This is a genomic window from Enterobacter cloacae complex sp. IR5402 (assembly GCF_049238125.1).
Taxonomy (GTDB): Bacteria; Pseudomonadota; Gammaproteobacteria; order Enterobacterales; family Enterobacteriaceae; genus Enterobacter; species Enterobacter hormaechei_C.
In genome coordinates this window covers 113,722-128,728 of sequence record NZ_JBMKHO010000008.1, presented here as the reverse complement: position 1 = coordinate 128,728, position 15,007 = coordinate 113,722, and the positions used below count along the sequence as shown (strand labels likewise).

The window sequence follows — 15,007 nt, the reverse complement described above, 5'->3', positions numbered from 1 at the left end:
GTATGGCAGGGATTATCCATATGTGCTGAGGGGTGTCTGGCCCACTTTTTTTGACTTATACTGTGCCAGTATCAAAAACTGAATAACGCAGGTGGCACATGGAAATTGATCTCGATAACTTAGTCTTTAACGGGCTGGATGAAGCAGAAGAGCGCAACGCGGAACGTCTCGACGATGCGGTTAAAAGGCCCAGGCGATTGTCGCCGATGACGACTGCGGCGATGCCTGCAAGATCTGAAGAAAAAGCACCGGGCTCCCCGGTGCTTTTTTATGGATGCCTTTTGCTACCCGATATCAGATCTCCGGCGTTTTGCTAAACCCGGTCAGCATCAGGATCAGGCTTTGGGGAGATGAGCCCGTCTCAAACTGATAGTGATTTCCCTGACGATCGCCGCCGATATACCACGAAATTTCGGTTTTCCCTTCTGCCAGCGCCTTACGCACCACTTTATCCACGTCCACCATCCGGTATTCGCGGGAGTGGTTCAGGTAAAGCACCGCATCCGAGCGGTAGTTGCAGGACGGTCGTGAATGCCAGCTTACGGTGGCCGGATCCCAGTCGTTACTCGCCGGATAGAAGAAAATTTGATCCGCGCCGTTGGTTTCCACTTTCCCGCCAAAAATTCTTACGCGGTATTTGAACAGGGCAGGATCCTGTCCGGCAGGCAGCGGTGGAATGTGGAACTTCACCAGCGACAATGTTTCGCTGTTTTTCGTGCGTCCACCGTTCTTCCAGTTATCCTGCACCAGTAAGACCTGGGGATCGGGCTGTGAAAGTGCGGGTTCCATGCTGCTGAGCCAGACGTTGGCCTTCGCTTTTGAATAACCATACGGCACGGTGGTGCCGCAATCCATTCCGCGGTTCATGCACAGGTCGGTCATAAAGCGCGCGGCATCTTCCGTCCAGCCGTTCATGAAGTCAGCATGTGCCGTATACAGACTACCCCACCGCTCTTCACGCTCACTGCCATGCATGATGGGGTCGAGGGAAAGCTGGACTTTACTGGTATCCAGAGAGCTAATTGTCGGGAGCACGTACGCAATATTCATGTTCACCGTCGGGATCTTCACCGGGAAGGCGGACGGACACTGTCCTTTCGTATCGTAGGTGGCGTTAGCCAGGCCGTGGGCGGGCTTCAGGTTGACCCCGTCCCAGCAGTTCGGGAACTGAATGCCGATATTAAACTGCACGGCATCCTTCGCCTTGCGTAAGCCGCAGACTTCACCCGTTCTGGTGGTGTAACCCTTGCCATTGGCGCATAAAAAGGTGATATGCGGATTTGGCGCGGTGCCGTGGTGATCGCCCGCCAGCAGCGACAGCCCCGCCGGGAACGGGTGCAGCGGCCAGGCGTCAACGTTCGATGCTTGATAATAGGTTTTTTGATAGGCGGGTTTGACCACCGTTCCGTCCGGCAATTTTAGCGACGGAGCCCAGTAGGCCGAGCTGTCTGCTTTGTTATCGCAGGTGGTCTTTTCCTGGGTACGCAGCGATTCACGGCTGGAGTAAGCATCCGTATGCACGTTACCAAAAAAATCGTGCAGCATAGCCTCGTTGGGCATGCCGAACATCATAATGGCATCATCGCCGAGGGTGTGGGAATAACTGCATACAACATGTGCCTGTGGACCAGCGTGTGCCGCCTGCATGGTAAGCAGAAGTGCGGTGGCAGAAAGCGCGGGGGTTAATACTGTCCGTTTCATTATTATCTCCATCTGTGAAAGGAGATAGTGGTAACAAAACGGCCATCAATTACCGAGGATTAGCCTGGGTATTTTTCCCTTCATCCTCGCTTTACAGACACCACGCACAACTCATTCCAGTACATTTCGCGCGTCCGGCGCAGTTCAGCGTGACGTTTTATCATGGAACCACTCCGGGTCGATGTTGGCTACGTCCACGCCATACAGGCTGGCGACAGGCAGTATTGACTCAAGAACACGTTGCGCGCTGTTCTCCGCATTCGCTGGTCGGGGCGCAAAAAACCGCCGTAACGTGCTTATCCATTTTTTCATCGTCATTACCCTTCTCGCTTAACCTGTCCTCAGTTAAACACCCAAATTGCGCCGGGGGGAAATATCAAAATCCACTGTCGATGTGCAGGATCTGCAAATAGCGCCCCACCGTCTGCTCTCTTCTTTAACACCTTGTTCACTCATGCTTTTTTTCACATAGCAAAGAACGATTTCTTATTTGGCGATAGCTTTCCCTTATGGGAGCGTAACGGGGTAAAACAAAAACAACGGGATGGCGTATGACTATGGCTGCAAAAATGAAAGGGTTTAAAAAACGGGCGCAGGTTCTGGGATTAGTGGCAGCCTGGGGCCTGGTTTCAGCGCAGGCGCAGGCCGATCGGCTGGCGGATATCAAGGCAGCAGGCGTGGTGAAAGTGGCCACATTTGATGCTAATCCACCCTTTGGCTCGATTGATGCCAAAACGCATGAGATCGTGGGTTACGATGTGGACTTCGCCAAAGCGCTGGCGAAATCGCTCGGCGTCAAGCTTGAACTGGTCACCACCAATCCGGCTAACCGCATTCCGCTGCTACAGTCCGGAAAAGCGGATCTCATCGTGGCGGATATCACCATCACCCCGGAACGCGCACAGGTCATTGATTTCTCGACGCCTTACTTTGTCACCGGCCAGCAGTTCCTGGTACCGGTAAAATCACCGGACAAGCTTGATGACTATAGCCGGGCACGCATTGGCGCCGTAAAAGGTACGACGGGTGAACAGGCGCTGCACCAGCGTTTTCCGCAGTCCCGCGTCCTCTCTTACGATGACATCCCGCTGGCGCTGACGGCACTGCGCAATGGCAACGTGCAGGCCATTACCCAGGACAGCACCATTCTGGCTGGTCTGCTGGCGCAGGCGCCGGATAAAGCCGACTTCAAAATCCTGCCCGACCTGCTCAGTAAAGAAGAGATTGGCGTGGGGGTGAAAAAGGGTGAAACGGCGCTGCTGAAAGCCGTTAACGATGAGCTGGTTAACCTGGAGAAAAACGGCCAGGCGGCAAAAATCTATGACGTCTGGTTCGGTCCAGGCACCCCTGCTCCACAGCCTCGTAACTTTAAAATAGAAGCCCGGTAATATGCTCTCAGGTTTATTTTCGCACTCCGCGGCCAATGCCGCGGATTTTTCACGTCTGGAACAGGCCAGCGTTGAGTTTCGCCATGTGGACAAACGCTACGGCGACCATCCGGTTTTAACCGACATTAATCTCACCATCATGCCGGGTGAAGTGGTTGCCATTCTCGGCCCTTCGGGTTCCGGAAAATCGACCCTGATTCGGCTTATCAACCAGCTTGAGAGCCTGAGCGGCGGGGAGATTCTGGTCGACCACAAGCCGACCGGACAGCTTTCCGGCAGCAGGCTACGTCAGTTACGCAGCCGCGTCGGGTTTGTATTCCAGCAGTTCAATCTCTATGCCCACCTTACCGCCAGCCAGAACATCACCCTGGCACTGGAGCACGTTCACGGCTGGAAACCCCTGCCCGCCCAGGAGCGCGCGCTGGCGCTGCTGGAGAAGGTCGGCATGCTGGAGAAGGCGCACCGCTACCCTGCTGAACTTTCCGGCGGACAACAGCAGCGCGTGGCGATTGCCCGCGCTCTGGCCTCGTCGCCGCAAATCATTCTCTTTGACGAGCCAACGTCGGCACTCGACCCGGAGATGATTGGCGAAGTGCTGTTGGTGATGAAAGCCCTTGCCCACAGCGGGATCACCATGATTGTCGTCACCCATGAGATGCAGTTCGCCCGGGAAATTGCCGATCGAATCGTCTTTATCGACGGTGGACACATTCTGGAAACCGCGTCCCCGGCGCAATTTTTCAACCAACCGTCGCATCCGCGTGCGAGGCGGTTCCTGCAAAAAGTGCTGGATCCGCTGCGTCAGGAGCAACTGTAATGCCCGCTCTGGACTGGCAGGGGGTGCTGGCCGGACAGCCCCTGCACTGGATCCTCTCCGGATTTCTCACCACTCTGTGGGTGACGCTGGCGGGGATTATGCTGGCAAGCCTGCTCGCCTTGTTCTTTATGCTTTTGCGGCTTTCCGGGGGACGTCTCGGGACGTCGTTCGTCAGCGGCTGGGTATCGCTGTTTCGCAATACGCCGCTGCTGGTGCAGCTGCTGTTCTGGTATTTCGCCGCCTGGAACGGGTTGCCGCAGGAGCTGCGTGACGCGGTGAATGCAGACCACAGCTGGTCCATTTTGCCCGGTGACGTCTGGTGGTTTACGCCCGAATTTTTATGCTCCGCCTGGGGGTTAGGCGTATTTACCTCGGCGTTTTTAATTGAAGAAGTCGAATCGGGGCTCCGTTCCGTACCTGCCGGGCAACGGGAGGCGGCGCTCGCCCAGGGATTTTCCTCATGGCGTCTGTTTCGCTACATTCTTCTGCCACAGGGGCTCGCTAACGCCTGGCAACCCGTCGTTGGCCAGTACCTTAACCTGATGAAGCTCTCCTCGCTCGCGAGCGGAATTGGCTTCGCCGAACTGACCTACCAGGTTCGCCAGATAGAAAGTTATAACGCCCATGCCCTGGAAGCCTTTACCGTCGGTACGGTGCTCTACTTACTTACCGGGATGGTGACGGGGAGCGTGCTGGTGCGCCTCGGCCCCCATTCAGGGAGGAAAAATCATGATCCCCGGATTTAACGTTATTGTCGAAAACCTGGATTATCTGCTTTGGGGACGTGCGATTGCGGGAGAACCCGGCGGCGTACTGCTCTCACTGCTGATGGCCGCTGGCGCCGCCGCGCTTGCCCTGCCCGGCGGGATTGTGCTGGCATGCGTCGCCTGGCGCTATCCCGGCGTGGTGCGCAGTGCGCTGTTTGCGTGGGCAGAGTTGATTCGCGGGATCCCCCTGATCTTCGTAATATTCTGGATGTGGTATCTGCTGCCGCTGATAACCGGCAGGGATCTCCCTGGCGCGACGACCGTCACGCTGGCGCTGGCCTGGTTTACCGCGGCTGCGGTGATGCATTCGGTATTAGCCGGACTGAGAGCTCTACCGTCGGGCCAGAATGAGGCCGCGCTTTCTCAAGGGTTCAGTACGCAGCAAACGCTGTGGCGCGTGCTGCTGCCGCAGGCGCTGAGAAATATTCTGCCGTCGCTGGTGGGGATTTTTATCAGCCTGCTGAAGGATACGTCGTTGGCGTTTATCGTGAACGTTCCTGAACTGACCACGGTGGCGGGACAGGTCAACAACCGGGTGCAAATTTACCCGGCGGCCATTTTTATCTTTACGGGTGTGATCTATTACCTGCTCTGCAGCTCGCTTGAGCTGCTCGCGAAGCGCTGGCGCGTTAGCCGGCCAGCGCTTTAACCACCGTTTCCATCGCTTTGGTGGTCAACTCACTGCGCTTAACGCGCTGGTTCGCCAGCGCGGTACGCAGTACGCCCGCAATGACAATATGTTTCGGCTCCTGCCCTAAATCACGCATTTCGAGAACGACCTTGCCTACCACCCGACACATCTCCTGGTACAGCGCTTCGTCTTTGGTCACATTGCCCATTGCCATCACTCCGTTGCCCTAAACCGTCAGCTTAAATCATTCGTCGGCTGGATACAAAAAAGAAGCCCGGCGTGTTGTTCGCCGGGCTTCGTCTGGAAAATCAGTCGATTAGTTGTTAACCGGGATGACTGCGCCTTTGTATTTGGTGCGGATCCAGTCCTGAATCTCTTTGGAGTGCAGCACGTTCACCAGCGCGACGATATCCTTCTTCTTCTCGTCACCGCGATGAACGGTAATGATGTTGGCGTACGGGTTATTCTCACCGCTTTCAACCGCAATTGGATCGTGGACCGGATCCAGGCCAGCATCAATCGCGTAGTTGGCGTTGATCACCACCGCAGCACCTTCGTCGTTGTTGTACATCTGCGGCAGCAGAGACGCTTCGACGTTAGGGGTAAATTGCAGCTTTTTCGGGTTCTCCACGATATCGCTGATGCGCGCGGTCACTTTATCGATGCCCGGCTTCAGCTTGATCACGCCCTCTTTTTCGAAGATGGAGAGAATACGCCCTTCCTCGGAAACCGCATCACGCATGATGATTTTGCCGCCCTCCGGCAGATCCTTCAGCGATTTGTATTTTTTTGAATAGATACCGATCGGCTCAATGTGGATTGCGCCCGCACTGACAAAATCATAATCCTTATCGCCCGCGTGATCTTTCAGCACGCTGTTCAGGTAAGGGATGTGCTGGAAATAGTTGGCGTCAATGTCATGCCCCGCCAGCGCCGTGTTTGGCAGTATGTAGTCCTGGAAGGGTTTAATCTCCAGATCGATCCCCTGCTTCGCCAGAATCGGCTTAGCCTGCTCCAGAATTTCCGCGTGCGGGGTGTTGGACGCCCCCACGGTGAGCGTATCCGCCCAGGAGGCAAAGCTCAGGGCGCTCAGGGTTGCGGCGGCGATCAGTGTCAGTGTCTTTTTCATGATGTGGTTCCTGTGTGTATTTATTAGCGTTTATCTAACAGTGAAGTAATGGCATCGCCGCAGAACTGGATAATGAACACGATGATCAGAATGGTCACCGTTGCCACCAGCGTGACGTCACCATGGTTGCGCTGGAATCCTTCCAGATAAGCCAGATTTCCCAAACCGCCGGCACCTATCACCCCTGCCATTGCGCTGTAGCTCACCAGCGCAATCAGCGTCACCGTCATACCTGAAACCAGTGCGGGTGAGGATTCCGGCAGTAAAACCCGAAACACTAACGTGCTCAGCCGCGCGCCCATCGAACGCGTGGCCTCAATGACCCCTTTGTCCACTTCTCGCAGGGCAATCTCGACCAGACGGGCGTAGAACGGCGCCGCGCCCACAATCAGGGCGGGCAGCGCAGCGTTAGCGCCGAGAATGGTCCCCACAACGGTCTTGGTGAACGGGATCAGCAGAACGATGAGAATGATGAACGGAATCGAGCGGAACACGTTCACCACAATCGACATCACGCTGTAGACCGTGCGGTTGTGGAATAACCCGCCGCGGGCGGTTAAAAACAGCGCCAGACCGAGCGCGATCCCCAGGACAAACGTCGCCACGCCGGAAAGCGCGGTCATGTACAGCGTCTCCAGCGTCGCCGCCCAGAGCTGATCCCACTTGAGATGCGGAAAGAGATTCTCAGCCATGTTTAATCACCTCGCCTTCAATATCGCTGTGCTGCAGGTCGGCGAGGATATTGTTCAGTTGTTCATCAGATGCCACGACGTGCACCCAGAGTTGACCAAACACGCCGTGAGCGGTTTGGGTCATTTTTCCGTGCAGGATGTTAAACGGCAGGCCGTAGCGCAGCGTCAGTTCGCCCACAATCGGTTTATGCGTGCTGTGCCCGGTAAAGGTCAGCCTGATAACCGTACCTTCCAGATCGTTTGCCAGTTCGGTATTGAAGGTCTCTTCCTCCGCGTACTGGCTCACCTGGCGGACAAACTGCCGGGTGATCGGCTGCTGCGGATGCGTAAACACGCTCAGTACGTCCCCCTCTTCCACCACCTTACCGTTCTCCATAACCGCCACGCGGTCGCAGATTTTGCGCACCACGTGCATCTCATGCGTAATGAGTACGATGGTCAGGTTAAAGCGACGGTTAATGTCCAGGAGCAGATCGAGGATCTGATCGGTGGTTTGTGGATCCAGCGCCGAGGTGGCTTCATCACACAGCAGTACGTCCGGATGATTGGCCAGCGCGCGGGCAATGCCCACACGCTGTTTTTGCCCGCCGCTCAGCTGCGACGGGTAAGCATTCTCGCGTCCCTTCAGGCCGACCAGCTCCACCAGCTCGGCAACGCGAGCCTGAATTTGCGCTTTTGGCACACCGGCAATTTGCATTGAAAAGGCGATGTTTTCCTTCACCGTGCGCGACCAGAGCAAATTAAAGTGCTGGAACACCATGCTGATTTTCAGGCGTGCCTGACGCAGCGCTTCTCCCTTCGCGGCGGAGATATCCTGACCGTTAATGGTGACGCTGCCGGCGCTGGGCTTTTCCAGACCGTTCAGCAGACGGATCAGCGTACTTTTCCCGGCCCCGCTGTAACCGATGATCCCGTAAATCTGTCCCTGCTCTATCGTCAAGTTGACGTTATCAACGGCTGTCAGCGCCAGCTTTCCGTTGTCAAAGACCTTCGAAATATTGCTGAGTACGATCATTCTTATTCGTTATCCGTTACGCATATAGCGGTTTAGCAGTATGGATGTCCAAAAGATAGTAAACAGCCGTTATCAGCTTTTAAATGACCAAAAAAGAATTTCTTATAATTCTGCGGAATAAGCAGCGAACTGGCGGGTGAAAAGCATTTAGATGAATATCGGCAATAATTATCTGCCATTTGCATATCAGGTCTCATTCACCCGACGAAATTGGCTAATTTTGCAGCACTTTATACGGATATAGCCATCCTCACATCCGGACAACTTTACGTCTTGCTGTCTTTCCATCTGAAAACACAAGGATTATTCCTTTCCGTTCTAAAACGCAGTGAAACGTTCTTTATTGAGAGAATTTCATGGTTCTATCATCCGGTCATCACCTCTTCACAGGACATGACCATGACGCTTTACCACTCCGTCACCGAACTGATTGGCCGCACGCCGCTCATCCAGCTGCACAAGCTGGACGCCGGCCCCTGCTCGTTATTTCTGAAGCTGGAAAACCAGAATCCCGGCGGCTCGATTAAAGACCGCGTCGCGCTGTCGATGATTAATGAAGCCGAGCGTACGGGCCAGCTACGGCCCGGCGGCACCATTATTGAAGCCACGGCGGGGAACACCGGCCTGGGGCTGGCGTTGATTGCGGCGCAGAAGGGCTACTCGCTGATCCTGGTGGTGCCGGACAAAATGAGCCGCGAGAAGATTTTCCACCTGCGGGCGTTAGGGGCGCAGGTCGTGCTGACCCGCTCGGACGTGAATAAAGGGCATCCGGCCTACTATCAGGATTATGCCCGGCGGCTGGCGAACGAACTGCCAGGCGCGTTTTATATCGACCAGTTCAATAACGCGGCCAATCCGCTGGCGCACCGTACCACTACCGCACCGGAACTGTTTGAACAGCTTGACGGCCAGATCGATGCCATCGTCGTCGGCGTGGGGTCCGGCGGTACGCTGGGGGGCTTACAGGCGTGGTTTGCAGAACATTCGCCGCAGACGGAATTTGTGCTTGCCGATCCGGCCGGGTCGGTGCTGGCGGACCAGGTTGAGACCGGACGCCATCACGATGCCGGATCGTGGCTGGTTGAAGGGATTGGCGAAGACTTTATCCCTCCGCTGGCGCACATCGAAGGGGTTAACCGCGCCTGGCGCATTACCGATCGCGAGGCGTTCACCACCGCCCGCGATCTGCTAAAAACGGAAGGGATCCTGGCAGGCTCCTCCACCGGCACGCTGCTGGCGGCGGCGCTGAAATATTGCCAGGCGCAGACTACGCCAAAACGGGTGGTCACCTTCGCCTGCGACAGCGGCAATAAATACCTCTCGAAGATGTTCAACGACGACTGGATGCGTCAGCAGGGGCTGATTTCGCGTCCGCAGGCAGGCGATCTCTCGGACTATATTGCCCTGCGCCACGATGAAGGCGCGACGGTGACTGCCGCCCCGGACGACACGCTTTCCACCGTACTGGCCCGCATGCGCCTGTACGACATCTCCCAGCTGCCGGTGCTCGATAACGACAAGGTCGTCGGCATCATCGATGAGTGGGACCTGCTGCGACACATCGGGGGAGATGCCGATCGCTTCTCACTCCCCGTGACGGCGGCCATGACGCGTCAGGTTGAATATCTGGATAAGCAGGCCCCGGAGAGCGCCCTGTACGCCATCTTTGACCGTGGCCTGGTGGCGATTATTTATGACGAAAACCGCTTTCTGGGTTTGATCACACGCAGTGACGTACTCACCGCCTGGCGTAACCGCCTGACAAAATAAAAGGAGCAAAAGATGAAAAACCTGGTCACCCTCAGCGTTCACAGCGGTGAGTATCACGACCCGCACGGCGCCGTGATGCCGCCAATTTACGCCACGTCGACGTTTGCGCAACCGGCACCGGGTGAACATACCGGCTACGAATACTCCCGGAGCGGCAACCCAACCCGCCACGCGCTGGAGACCGCCATCGCCGAACTGGAAGGCGGCACGCGCGGGTACGCCTTCGCGTCAGGGCTGGCGGCCATTTCCACCATGCTCGAACTGCTGGATAAAGACAGCCATATCGTCGCCATTGACGACGTGTATGGCGGTACGTATCGCCTGATCGAAAACGTGCGCAAGCGCAGCACCGGGTTACAGGTGAGCTGGGTTAAGCCGGACGATGTAGCCGGACTTGAGGCCGCCATTCGCCCGGACACGCGCATGATCTGGGTGGAAACGCCAACGAACCCGCTGCTGAAACTGGCCGACCTGGAGGCCATCGCGGACATTGCCCGGCGCAATAATGCGATCAGCGTGGCGGATAATACCTTCGCCTCCCCGGTCATTCACCGGCCGCTGGAGGCGGGGTTCGACATAGTGGTCCACTCCGCCACCAAATATCTCAACGGTCATTCAGACGTGGTTGCCGGGCTGGCTGTTGTGGGGTCGAATAAGGATCTGGCGGAGCGTCTGGGCTATCTGCAAAACGCGATTGGCGGCGTTCTGGATCCGTTCAGCAGCTTCCTGACGCTGCGGGGCATTCGCACCCTCTCACTGCGCGTTGAGAAGCACAGCGCCAATGCGCTGGCGATTGCGCAATGGCTGGAGCAGCATCCGCAGGTAGACAGCGTGTTCTATCCCGGGCTGGCGTCACATCCCCAGTATGCGCTGGCCCGCAGACAAATGGCGCTGCCGGGCGGCATGATCTCCGTTGTGATTAAAGGCGATGCGCAGCGCGCGACAGAGGTGATCCGTCATCTTACGCTCTTTACCCTGGCGGAAAGCCTTGGCGGTGTGGAGAGTCTGGTGAGCCAGCCCTACAGCATGACCCACGCCTCCATTCCACTGGCGCAGCGTCTTGCAAACGGCATTGTGCCGCAGCTTATCCGCCTGTCGGTGGGGGATTGAAGATGCGAAGGATTTGATCGCCGACCTTAAACAAGCGCTGAAAAAGTGAGCAAAAAACGGCGGGCGTTGCGCCTGCCGTCATAAGATGACATTAGGCCTTAACGCCTTGATAACAAACTTATGTGAATCTGCACAGATTGTTTTTGAAACGCTGTTTCCATTTTCCTTTTTACTGTAAATCAGCGTATAATGCGCGCCAAATCCCTGGTGAATGGTTTCAGCGCTTGGAATACAAAAAACAACGTACAACTTCTCCTCTCCTTCGTTGGGCTGGCACTCAGGCACACTTTCTTCTGCACGCTCATTTGATGTCACCTATTCTTAGTGCGTGTCATATACTCTTTCGCAACACAGGTTTGACTCCGCGGCGGTGCGCCCCCGGAGCGAGATTTCCATATCCTTCCCAACTTAAAGACTAAGACTGTCATGAAAAAGACGAAAATTGTTTGTACTATCGGCCCGAAAACCGAATCCGAAGAGATGCTGAGCAAAATGCTGGATGCCGGCATGAACGTGATGCGTCTGAACTTCTCCCACGGCGACTATGCTGAACACGGTCAGCGTATCCAGAACTTGCGCAACGTGATGAGCAAGACCGGGAAAAAAGCGGCAATCCTGCTCGACACCAAAGGTCCTGAAATCCGCACTATCAAACTGGAAGGCGGTAACGACGTTTCCCTGAAAGCGGGCCAGACCTTCACCTTCACCACCGACAAATCCGTTGTGGGTAATAACGAAATCGTTGCCGTGACCTACGAAGGCTTCACCAGCGACCTGTCTGTTGGCAACACCGTGCTGGTAGATGACGGCCTGATCGGCATGGAAGTGACCGCTATCGAAGGTAACAAAGTTATCTGTAAAGTGCTGAACAACGGCGATCTGGGCGAAAACAAAGGCGTCAACCTGCCGGGTGTGTCCATTGCTCTGCCAGCGCTGGCTGAAAAAGACAAACAAGACCTGATCTTCGGCTGCGAACAAGGCGTGGACTTCGTTGCTGCCTCCTTTATCCGTAAACGTTCTGACGTGGTTGAGATCCGTGAGCACCTGAAAGCGCACGGCGGCGAGAACATCCAGATCATCTCCAAGATCGAAAACCAGGAAGGCCTGAACAACTTCGACGAAATCCTCGAAGCGTCTGACGGTATCATGGTAGCGCGTGGCGACCTGGGCGTTGAAATCCCGGTTGAAGAAGTGATCTTCGCGCAGAAGATGATGATCGAGAAATGTGTTCGCGCGCGTAAAGTGGTTATCACCGCAACGCAGATGCTGGACTCCATGATCAAAAACCCACGCCCTACCCGCGCTGAAGCAGGCGACGTTGCGAACGCCATCCTCGACGGTACCGATGCCGTTATGCTGTCTGGCGAATCTGCAAAAGGGAAATACCCTCTGGAAGCGGTCAGCATCATGGCGACCATCTGTGAGCGTACCGACCGCGTGATGAAAAGCCGTCTGGATTACAACAACGACAGCCGTAAACTGCGCATCACCGAAGCCGTGTGCCGTGGTGCGGTAGAAACTGCCGAGAAACTGGAAGCCCCGCTGATTGTCGTGGCGACCCAGGGCGGTAAATCTGCGCGTGCCGTGCGTAAATACTTCCCGGATGCGACCATTCTGGCGCTGACCACCAACGAAACCACTGCGCGTCAGCTGGTGCTGAGCAAAGGCGTGATCCCACACCTGGTGAAAGAGATTGCCTCTACCGATGATTTCTATCGTCTGGGTAAAGAAGTGGCTCTGGAACTGGTTGATTGTGGCCTGGCTCAGAAAGGCGACGTGGTGGTTATGGTTTCTGGCGCGCTGGTTCCAAGCGGCACCACCAACACGGCATCTGTCCACGTGCTGTAATATTTCACGAACAAATTATTGTTTTGTTAAAAAGCGTCCTTCGGGGCGCTTTTTTTATTCCCGCCTTTAACCAGAACTATTCAAAAAGCAAATCGGGTTTTTCTATTTAATCGCGATTTATCTAAGATGAATCCGATGAAAAATGCCTTTTTTAACATAGCTTTTTCGTCAAAATTGCCGATTTCGTTGCTTCTTTGAGCGAACGATCAAAAATAGGCGTAATCCCATCAAAAAAATATTCTCAACCCAAAAAACTTTGTGTAATACTTGTAACGCTACATGGAGATTAACTCAATCTAGAGGGTATTAATAATGAATCGTACTAAACTGGTACTGGGCGCGGTAATCCTGGGTTCTACTCTGCTGGCAGGTTGCTCCAGCAACGCTAAAATCGATCAGCTGTCTTCTGACGTTCAGACTCTGAACGCTAAAGTTGACCAGCTGAGCAACGACGTGAACGCAATGCGTTCCGACGTTCAGGCTGCTAAAGACGACGCAGCTCGCGCTAACCAGCGTCTGGACAACCAGGCTACTAAATACCGTAAGTAATAGTACCTGTTAATAAAATGGCGCACATTGTGCGCCATTTTTTTTGCCTTAGTCAAACCTCTACTGAAGCGCTTTCTCTCCCTCGTCTTCCGCCACCGCCGCTGAGACACGACTATTCTGAACCGACAGGACAGAATTGCTGGCTGACGAACCATTGCCTGTTGAAACGGCAACCGGGATCCCGGCTCTGCGCGCCAGGGCTTTATCGATAAGCGTTTTATCGCTACCTGACTCCGCTGCAAAAGCGGTAAACGCCGCCGAGTGCGTGAACGGCACCGTCTGTGGGTTTTCGCCCTCTGCCTGCGCCAGCGGCCTGTGCACTTCGATATAACGTTTGCCGTCCGGCTCGACGGAGAACTTCACCGGCTCATTGATAATCTGCACCCGCGTGCCGACGCGCACTTGCTCAAACAACGCTTTGATATCCGGCGCGTTCATCCGCATACAGCCCGAGCTGACCCGCAGCCCTACGCTGTCCGGCGCGCTGGTGCCGTGAATAAGATATTCCCCATTCCCGATACCCAGACGAAGCGCAAAGCGCCCCAGCGGGTTATTTGGCCCTGCGGGTACCACAGGCGGCAGTTTAATTCCCTGGGCCAGTGAGCGCGCTCTGATGCCCGCTGTGGGGGTCCAGGTAGGGTTAGGGATTTTCTGACTCACACGGGTGGTGCTGACCGGTGTTTCCAGCCCAAGCTGACCAATACCCAGCGGATAGACCTGCACGATATTTTCGCCAGGCGGATAGAAGTAAAGACGCAGCTCCGCCAGATTCACCACAATGCCCTCACGCTCGGTGTCCGGCAGTAGCATCTGGGAAGGGATCGTAATGACCGTTCCTGGCGCAGGATTCACCGGTGCAATGGTATTATTGGTTTCAAGGATGAGCTGTGCGGCGGTATTAAACCGACGAGCGATAGACTGAAGTTTATTGTCCCCTTCCTGAATGGTGTATGTCTGGTTTTGCCCAATCAGGCGGCTGCCTGCGGGCGGTAAAGGATAATCAACCGCCCTGGCTGAATTAACAGCACTGAGCGAACCAAGGAGTAATAGAGTTATTAGAGACGCGCGCTTCATGCTGAGATTCCTTATTCACTGACCAAACGTCAGAAAGCTGAAAAACCAGCGAGGTGGAAACCACCCCGCGAAACAGAATGAATGCTGTTCTGTCAGTTTAGCTAAGGATTGCGGCTTTGGCGCGTATGGCGCGGATCATCGCTTCCAGCCCCTGGGATCGGGACGGGGTGAGGTGTTGAGTTAAGGCCATTTTTTCAAACCACGGGCGAACGTCAAAGGCGACAATATCCTGCGCCGACATCTGGTGATAAAGAATAAATACGACGGCAATAAGCCCCTTCACAATGGCGGCATCGCTGTCACCCTGTAATTGAATTACGCCTTCATCCGTCTGCTGCATCAGGATCCAGACCTGGCTCTGGCAGCCCTGAATGATGTTGTCCGGGTTATGCGCCTCTTCGCTGAGCGGCGGCAGGCGCTGACCCAGTTCGATGATATAAAGGTATTTCTCTTCCCAGTTCGCGCAACGCCCAAAGTTGCGCAGCAATTTATCTCTGTCCGGCAAATCTGCCATCT

Annotated in this window: 16 protein-coding genes and 2 pseudogenes; 10 read left to right on the top strand and 8 right to left on the bottom strand. The window is 55.3% G+C overall.

Annotated features, from left to right (window positions below; genetic code table 11):
• The first annotated feature begins 98 nt into the window (after positions 1–98).
• Positions 99–238, top strand: a pseudogene (locus ACOTXL_RS15170) (hypothetical protein).
• A 56-nt stretch (positions 239–294) separates the two neighbouring features.
• Here the strand turns inward: ACOTXL_RS15170 and ACOTXL_RS15165 are convergent.
• On the bottom strand, positions 295–1,701 hold the full coding sequence (locus ACOTXL_RS15165; protein ID WP_022650932.1) for a DUF1996 domain-containing protein: 1,407 nt from the start codon (positions 1,699–1,701) through the stop codon (positions 295–297).
• Between the two features lie 144 nt (positions 1,702–1,845).
• Entirely contained in the window at positions 1,846–2,013 is a 168-nt protein-coding gene (locus ACOTXL_RS15160; RefSeq protein ID WP_032609053.1) for a hypothetical protein, read from the bottom strand.
• A gap of 245 nt (positions 2,014–2,258) precedes the next feature.
• Here ACOTXL_RS15160 and ACOTXL_RS15155 point away from each other — a divergent pair, with 245 nt between their 5' ends.
• From ACOTXL_RS15155 to ACOTXL_RS15140, 4 genes are read left to right on the top strand one after another with little or no spacing between them, the layout of a single operon-like run.
• Positions 2,259–3,089: an ABC transporter substrate-binding protein gene (locus ACOTXL_RS15155; RefSeq protein WP_044704414.1), complete on the top strand. Its 831-nt coding sequence runs from the start codon at positions 2,259–2,261 to the stop codon at positions 3,087–3,089.
• Between the two features lies 1 nt (position 3,090).
• Complete coding sequence (locus tag ACOTXL_RS15150) at positions 3,091–3,906, top strand: amino acid ABC transporter ATP-binding protein (protein WP_023324533.1); 816 nt, start codon at positions 3,091–3,093, stop codon at positions 3,904–3,906.
• Positions 3,906–4,652, top strand: coding sequence for an amino acid ABC transporter permease (locus ACOTXL_RS15145; RefSeq protein WP_045342720.1), 747 nt, complete (start codon positions 3,906–3,908; stop codon positions 4,650–4,652). Before ACOTXL_RS15150 ends, ACOTXL_RS15145 begins: the two co-directional genes overlap by 1 nt.
• Positions 4,636–5,322, top strand: coding sequence for an amino acid ABC transporter permease (locus ACOTXL_RS15140; RefSeq protein WP_032609051.1), 687 nt, complete (start codon positions 4,636–4,638; stop codon positions 5,320–5,322). The genes ACOTXL_RS15145 and ACOTXL_RS15140 overlap by 17 nt, the downstream gene beginning before the upstream one ends.
• On the opposite strand, the gene fumD is transcribed toward ACOTXL_RS15140, so the two are convergent.
• The 4 genes from fumD to ACOTXL_RS15120 all read right to left on the bottom strand — a co-directional run bounded on the left by fumD (position 5,303) and on the right by ACOTXL_RS15120 (position 8,140).
• Complete coding sequence (gene fumD / locus ACOTXL_RS15135) at positions 5,303–5,512, bottom strand: fumarate hydratase FumD (protein ID WP_003857676.1); 210 nt, start codon at positions 5,510–5,512, stop codon at positions 5,303–5,305. The two genes, ACOTXL_RS15140 and fumD, sit on opposite strands and share 20 nt — an antisense overlap.
• Positions 5,513–5,620: 108 nt before the next feature.
• Positions 5,621–6,433 (bottom strand): MetQ/NlpA family ABC transporter substrate-binding protein, encoded by an 813-nt coding sequence (locus tag ACOTXL_RS15130; protein WP_003857677.1) that lies wholly within the window; start codon positions 6,431–6,433, stop codon positions 5,621–5,623.
• Between the two features lie 23 nt (positions 6,434–6,456).
• Entirely contained in the window at positions 6,457–7,125 is a 669-nt protein-coding gene (locus ACOTXL_RS15125) for a methionine ABC transporter permease (protein ID WP_023315950.1), read from the bottom strand.
• A complete protein-coding gene (locus ACOTXL_RS15120) occupies positions 7,118–8,140 on the bottom strand; it encodes a methionine ABC transporter ATP-binding protein (RefSeq protein WP_023315949.1) in 1,023 nt (340 codons plus the stop codon). Before ACOTXL_RS15120 ends, ACOTXL_RS15125 begins: the two co-directional genes overlap by 8 nt.
• A gap of 399 nt (positions 8,141–8,539) precedes the next feature.
• Between ACOTXL_RS15120 and ACOTXL_RS15115 the strand changes: the two genes are divergently transcribed.
• From ACOTXL_RS15115 to lpp, 5 genes and pseudogenes are all read left to right on the top strand, one after another.
• Positions 8,540–9,910: a pyridoxal-phosphate dependent enzyme gene (locus ACOTXL_RS15115; protein ID WP_045350531.1), complete on the top strand. Its 1,371-nt coding sequence runs from the start codon at positions 8,540–8,542 to the stop codon at positions 9,908–9,910.
• A gap of 12 nt (positions 9,911–9,922) precedes the next feature.
• Positions 9,923–11,069, top strand: a pseudogene (locus tag ACOTXL_RS15110) (trans-sulfuration enzyme family protein).
• Between the two features lie 73 nt (positions 11,070–11,142).
• Positions 11,143–11,439: a hypothetical protein gene (locus ACOTXL_RS15105; RefSeq protein WP_418249985.1), complete on the top strand. Its 297-nt coding sequence runs from the start codon at positions 11,143–11,145 to the stop codon at positions 11,437–11,439.
• Between the two features lie 7 nt (positions 11,440–11,446).
• The gene (gene pykF / locus ACOTXL_RS15100; protein ID WP_003857687.1) at positions 11,447–12,868 is read left to right on the top strand and encodes a pyruvate kinase PykF; all 1,422 of its coding nucleotides are present in this window, start codon (positions 11,447–11,449) and stop codon (positions 12,866–12,868) included.
• Between the two features lie 312 nt (positions 12,869–13,180).
• The gene (gene lpp, locus ACOTXL_RS15095) at positions 13,181–13,417 is read left to right on the top strand and encodes a murein lipoprotein Lpp (protein ID WP_001082307.1); all 237 of its coding nucleotides are present in this window, start codon (positions 13,181–13,183) and stop codon (positions 13,415–13,417) included.
• A gap of 60 nt (positions 13,418–13,477) precedes the next feature.
• Here lpp and ldtE read toward each other — a convergent pair whose 3' ends face one another.
• On the bottom strand, positions 13,478–14,491 hold the full coding sequence (gene ldtE / locus ACOTXL_RS15090) for a L,D-transpeptidase LdtE (RefSeq protein WP_022650923.1): 1,014 nt from the start codon (positions 14,489–14,491) through the stop codon (positions 13,478–13,480).
• Between the two features lie 97 nt (positions 14,492–14,588).
• On the bottom strand, positions 14,589–15,005 hold the full coding sequence (gene sufE / locus ACOTXL_RS15085) for a cysteine desulfuration protein SufE (protein ID WP_015570705.1): 417 nt from the start codon (positions 15,003–15,005) through the stop codon (positions 14,589–14,591).
• Positions 15,006–15,007 lie beyond the last annotated feature (2 nt).

Excerpts from the sequence above, each read along its gene's own strand:
- ACOTXL_RS15165 (WP_022650932.1), bottom strand. The coding sequence starts at position 1,701 with ATGAAACGGACAGTATTAACCCCCGCGCTTTCTGCCACCGCACTTCTG.
- ACOTXL_RS15160 (WP_032609053.1), bottom strand. The coding sequence starts at position 2,013 with ATGAAAAAATGGATAAGCACGTTACGGCGGTTTTTTGCGCCCCGACCA.
- ACOTXL_RS15155 (WP_044704414.1), top strand. The coding sequence starts at position 2,259 with ATGGCTGCAAAAATGAAAGGGTTTAAAAAACGGGCGCAGGTTCTGGGA.
- ACOTXL_RS15150 (WP_023324533.1), top strand. The coding sequence starts at position 3,091 with ATGCTCTCAGGTTTATTTTCGCACTCCGCGGCCAATGCCGCGGATTTT.
- ACOTXL_RS15145 (WP_045342720.1), top strand. The coding sequence starts at position 3,906 with ATGCCCGCTCTGGACTGGCAGGGGGTGCTGGCCGGACAGCCCCTGCAC.
- ACOTXL_RS15140 (WP_032609051.1), top strand. The coding sequence starts at position 4,636 with ATGATCCCCGGATTTAACGTTATTGTCGAAAACCTGGATTATCTGCTT.
- fumD (WP_003857676.1), bottom strand. The coding sequence starts at position 5,512 with ATGGGCAATGTGACCAAAGACGAAGCGCTGTACCAGGAGATGTGTCGG.
- ACOTXL_RS15130 (WP_003857677.1), bottom strand. The coding sequence starts at position 6,433 with ATGAAAAAGACACTGACACTGATCGCCGCCGCAACCCTGAGCGCCCTG.
- ACOTXL_RS15125 (WP_023315950.1), bottom strand. The coding sequence starts at position 7,125 with ATGGCTGAGAATCTCTTTCCGCATCTCAAGTGGGATCAGCTCTGGGCG.
- ACOTXL_RS15120 (WP_023315949.1), bottom strand. The coding sequence starts at position 8,140 with ATGATCGTACTCAGCAATATTTCGAAGGTCTTTGACAACGGAAAGCTG.
- ACOTXL_RS15115 (WP_045350531.1), top strand. The coding sequence starts at position 8,540 with ATGACGCTTTACCACTCCGTCACCGAACTGATTGGCCGCACGCCGCTC.
- pykF (WP_003857687.1), top strand. The coding sequence starts at position 11,447 with ATGAAAAAGACGAAAATTGTTTGTACTATCGGCCCGAAAACCGAATCC.
- lpp (WP_001082307.1), top strand. The coding sequence starts at position 13,181 with ATGAATCGTACTAAACTGGTACTGGGCGCGGTAATCCTGGGTTCTACT.
- ldtE (WP_022650923.1), bottom strand. The coding sequence starts at position 14,491 with ATGAAGCGCGCGTCTCTAATAACTCTATTACTCCTTGGTTCGCTCAGT.
- sufE (WP_015570705.1), bottom strand. The coding sequence starts at position 15,005 with ATGGCAGATTTGCCGGACAGAGATAAATTGCTGCGCAACTTTGGGCGT.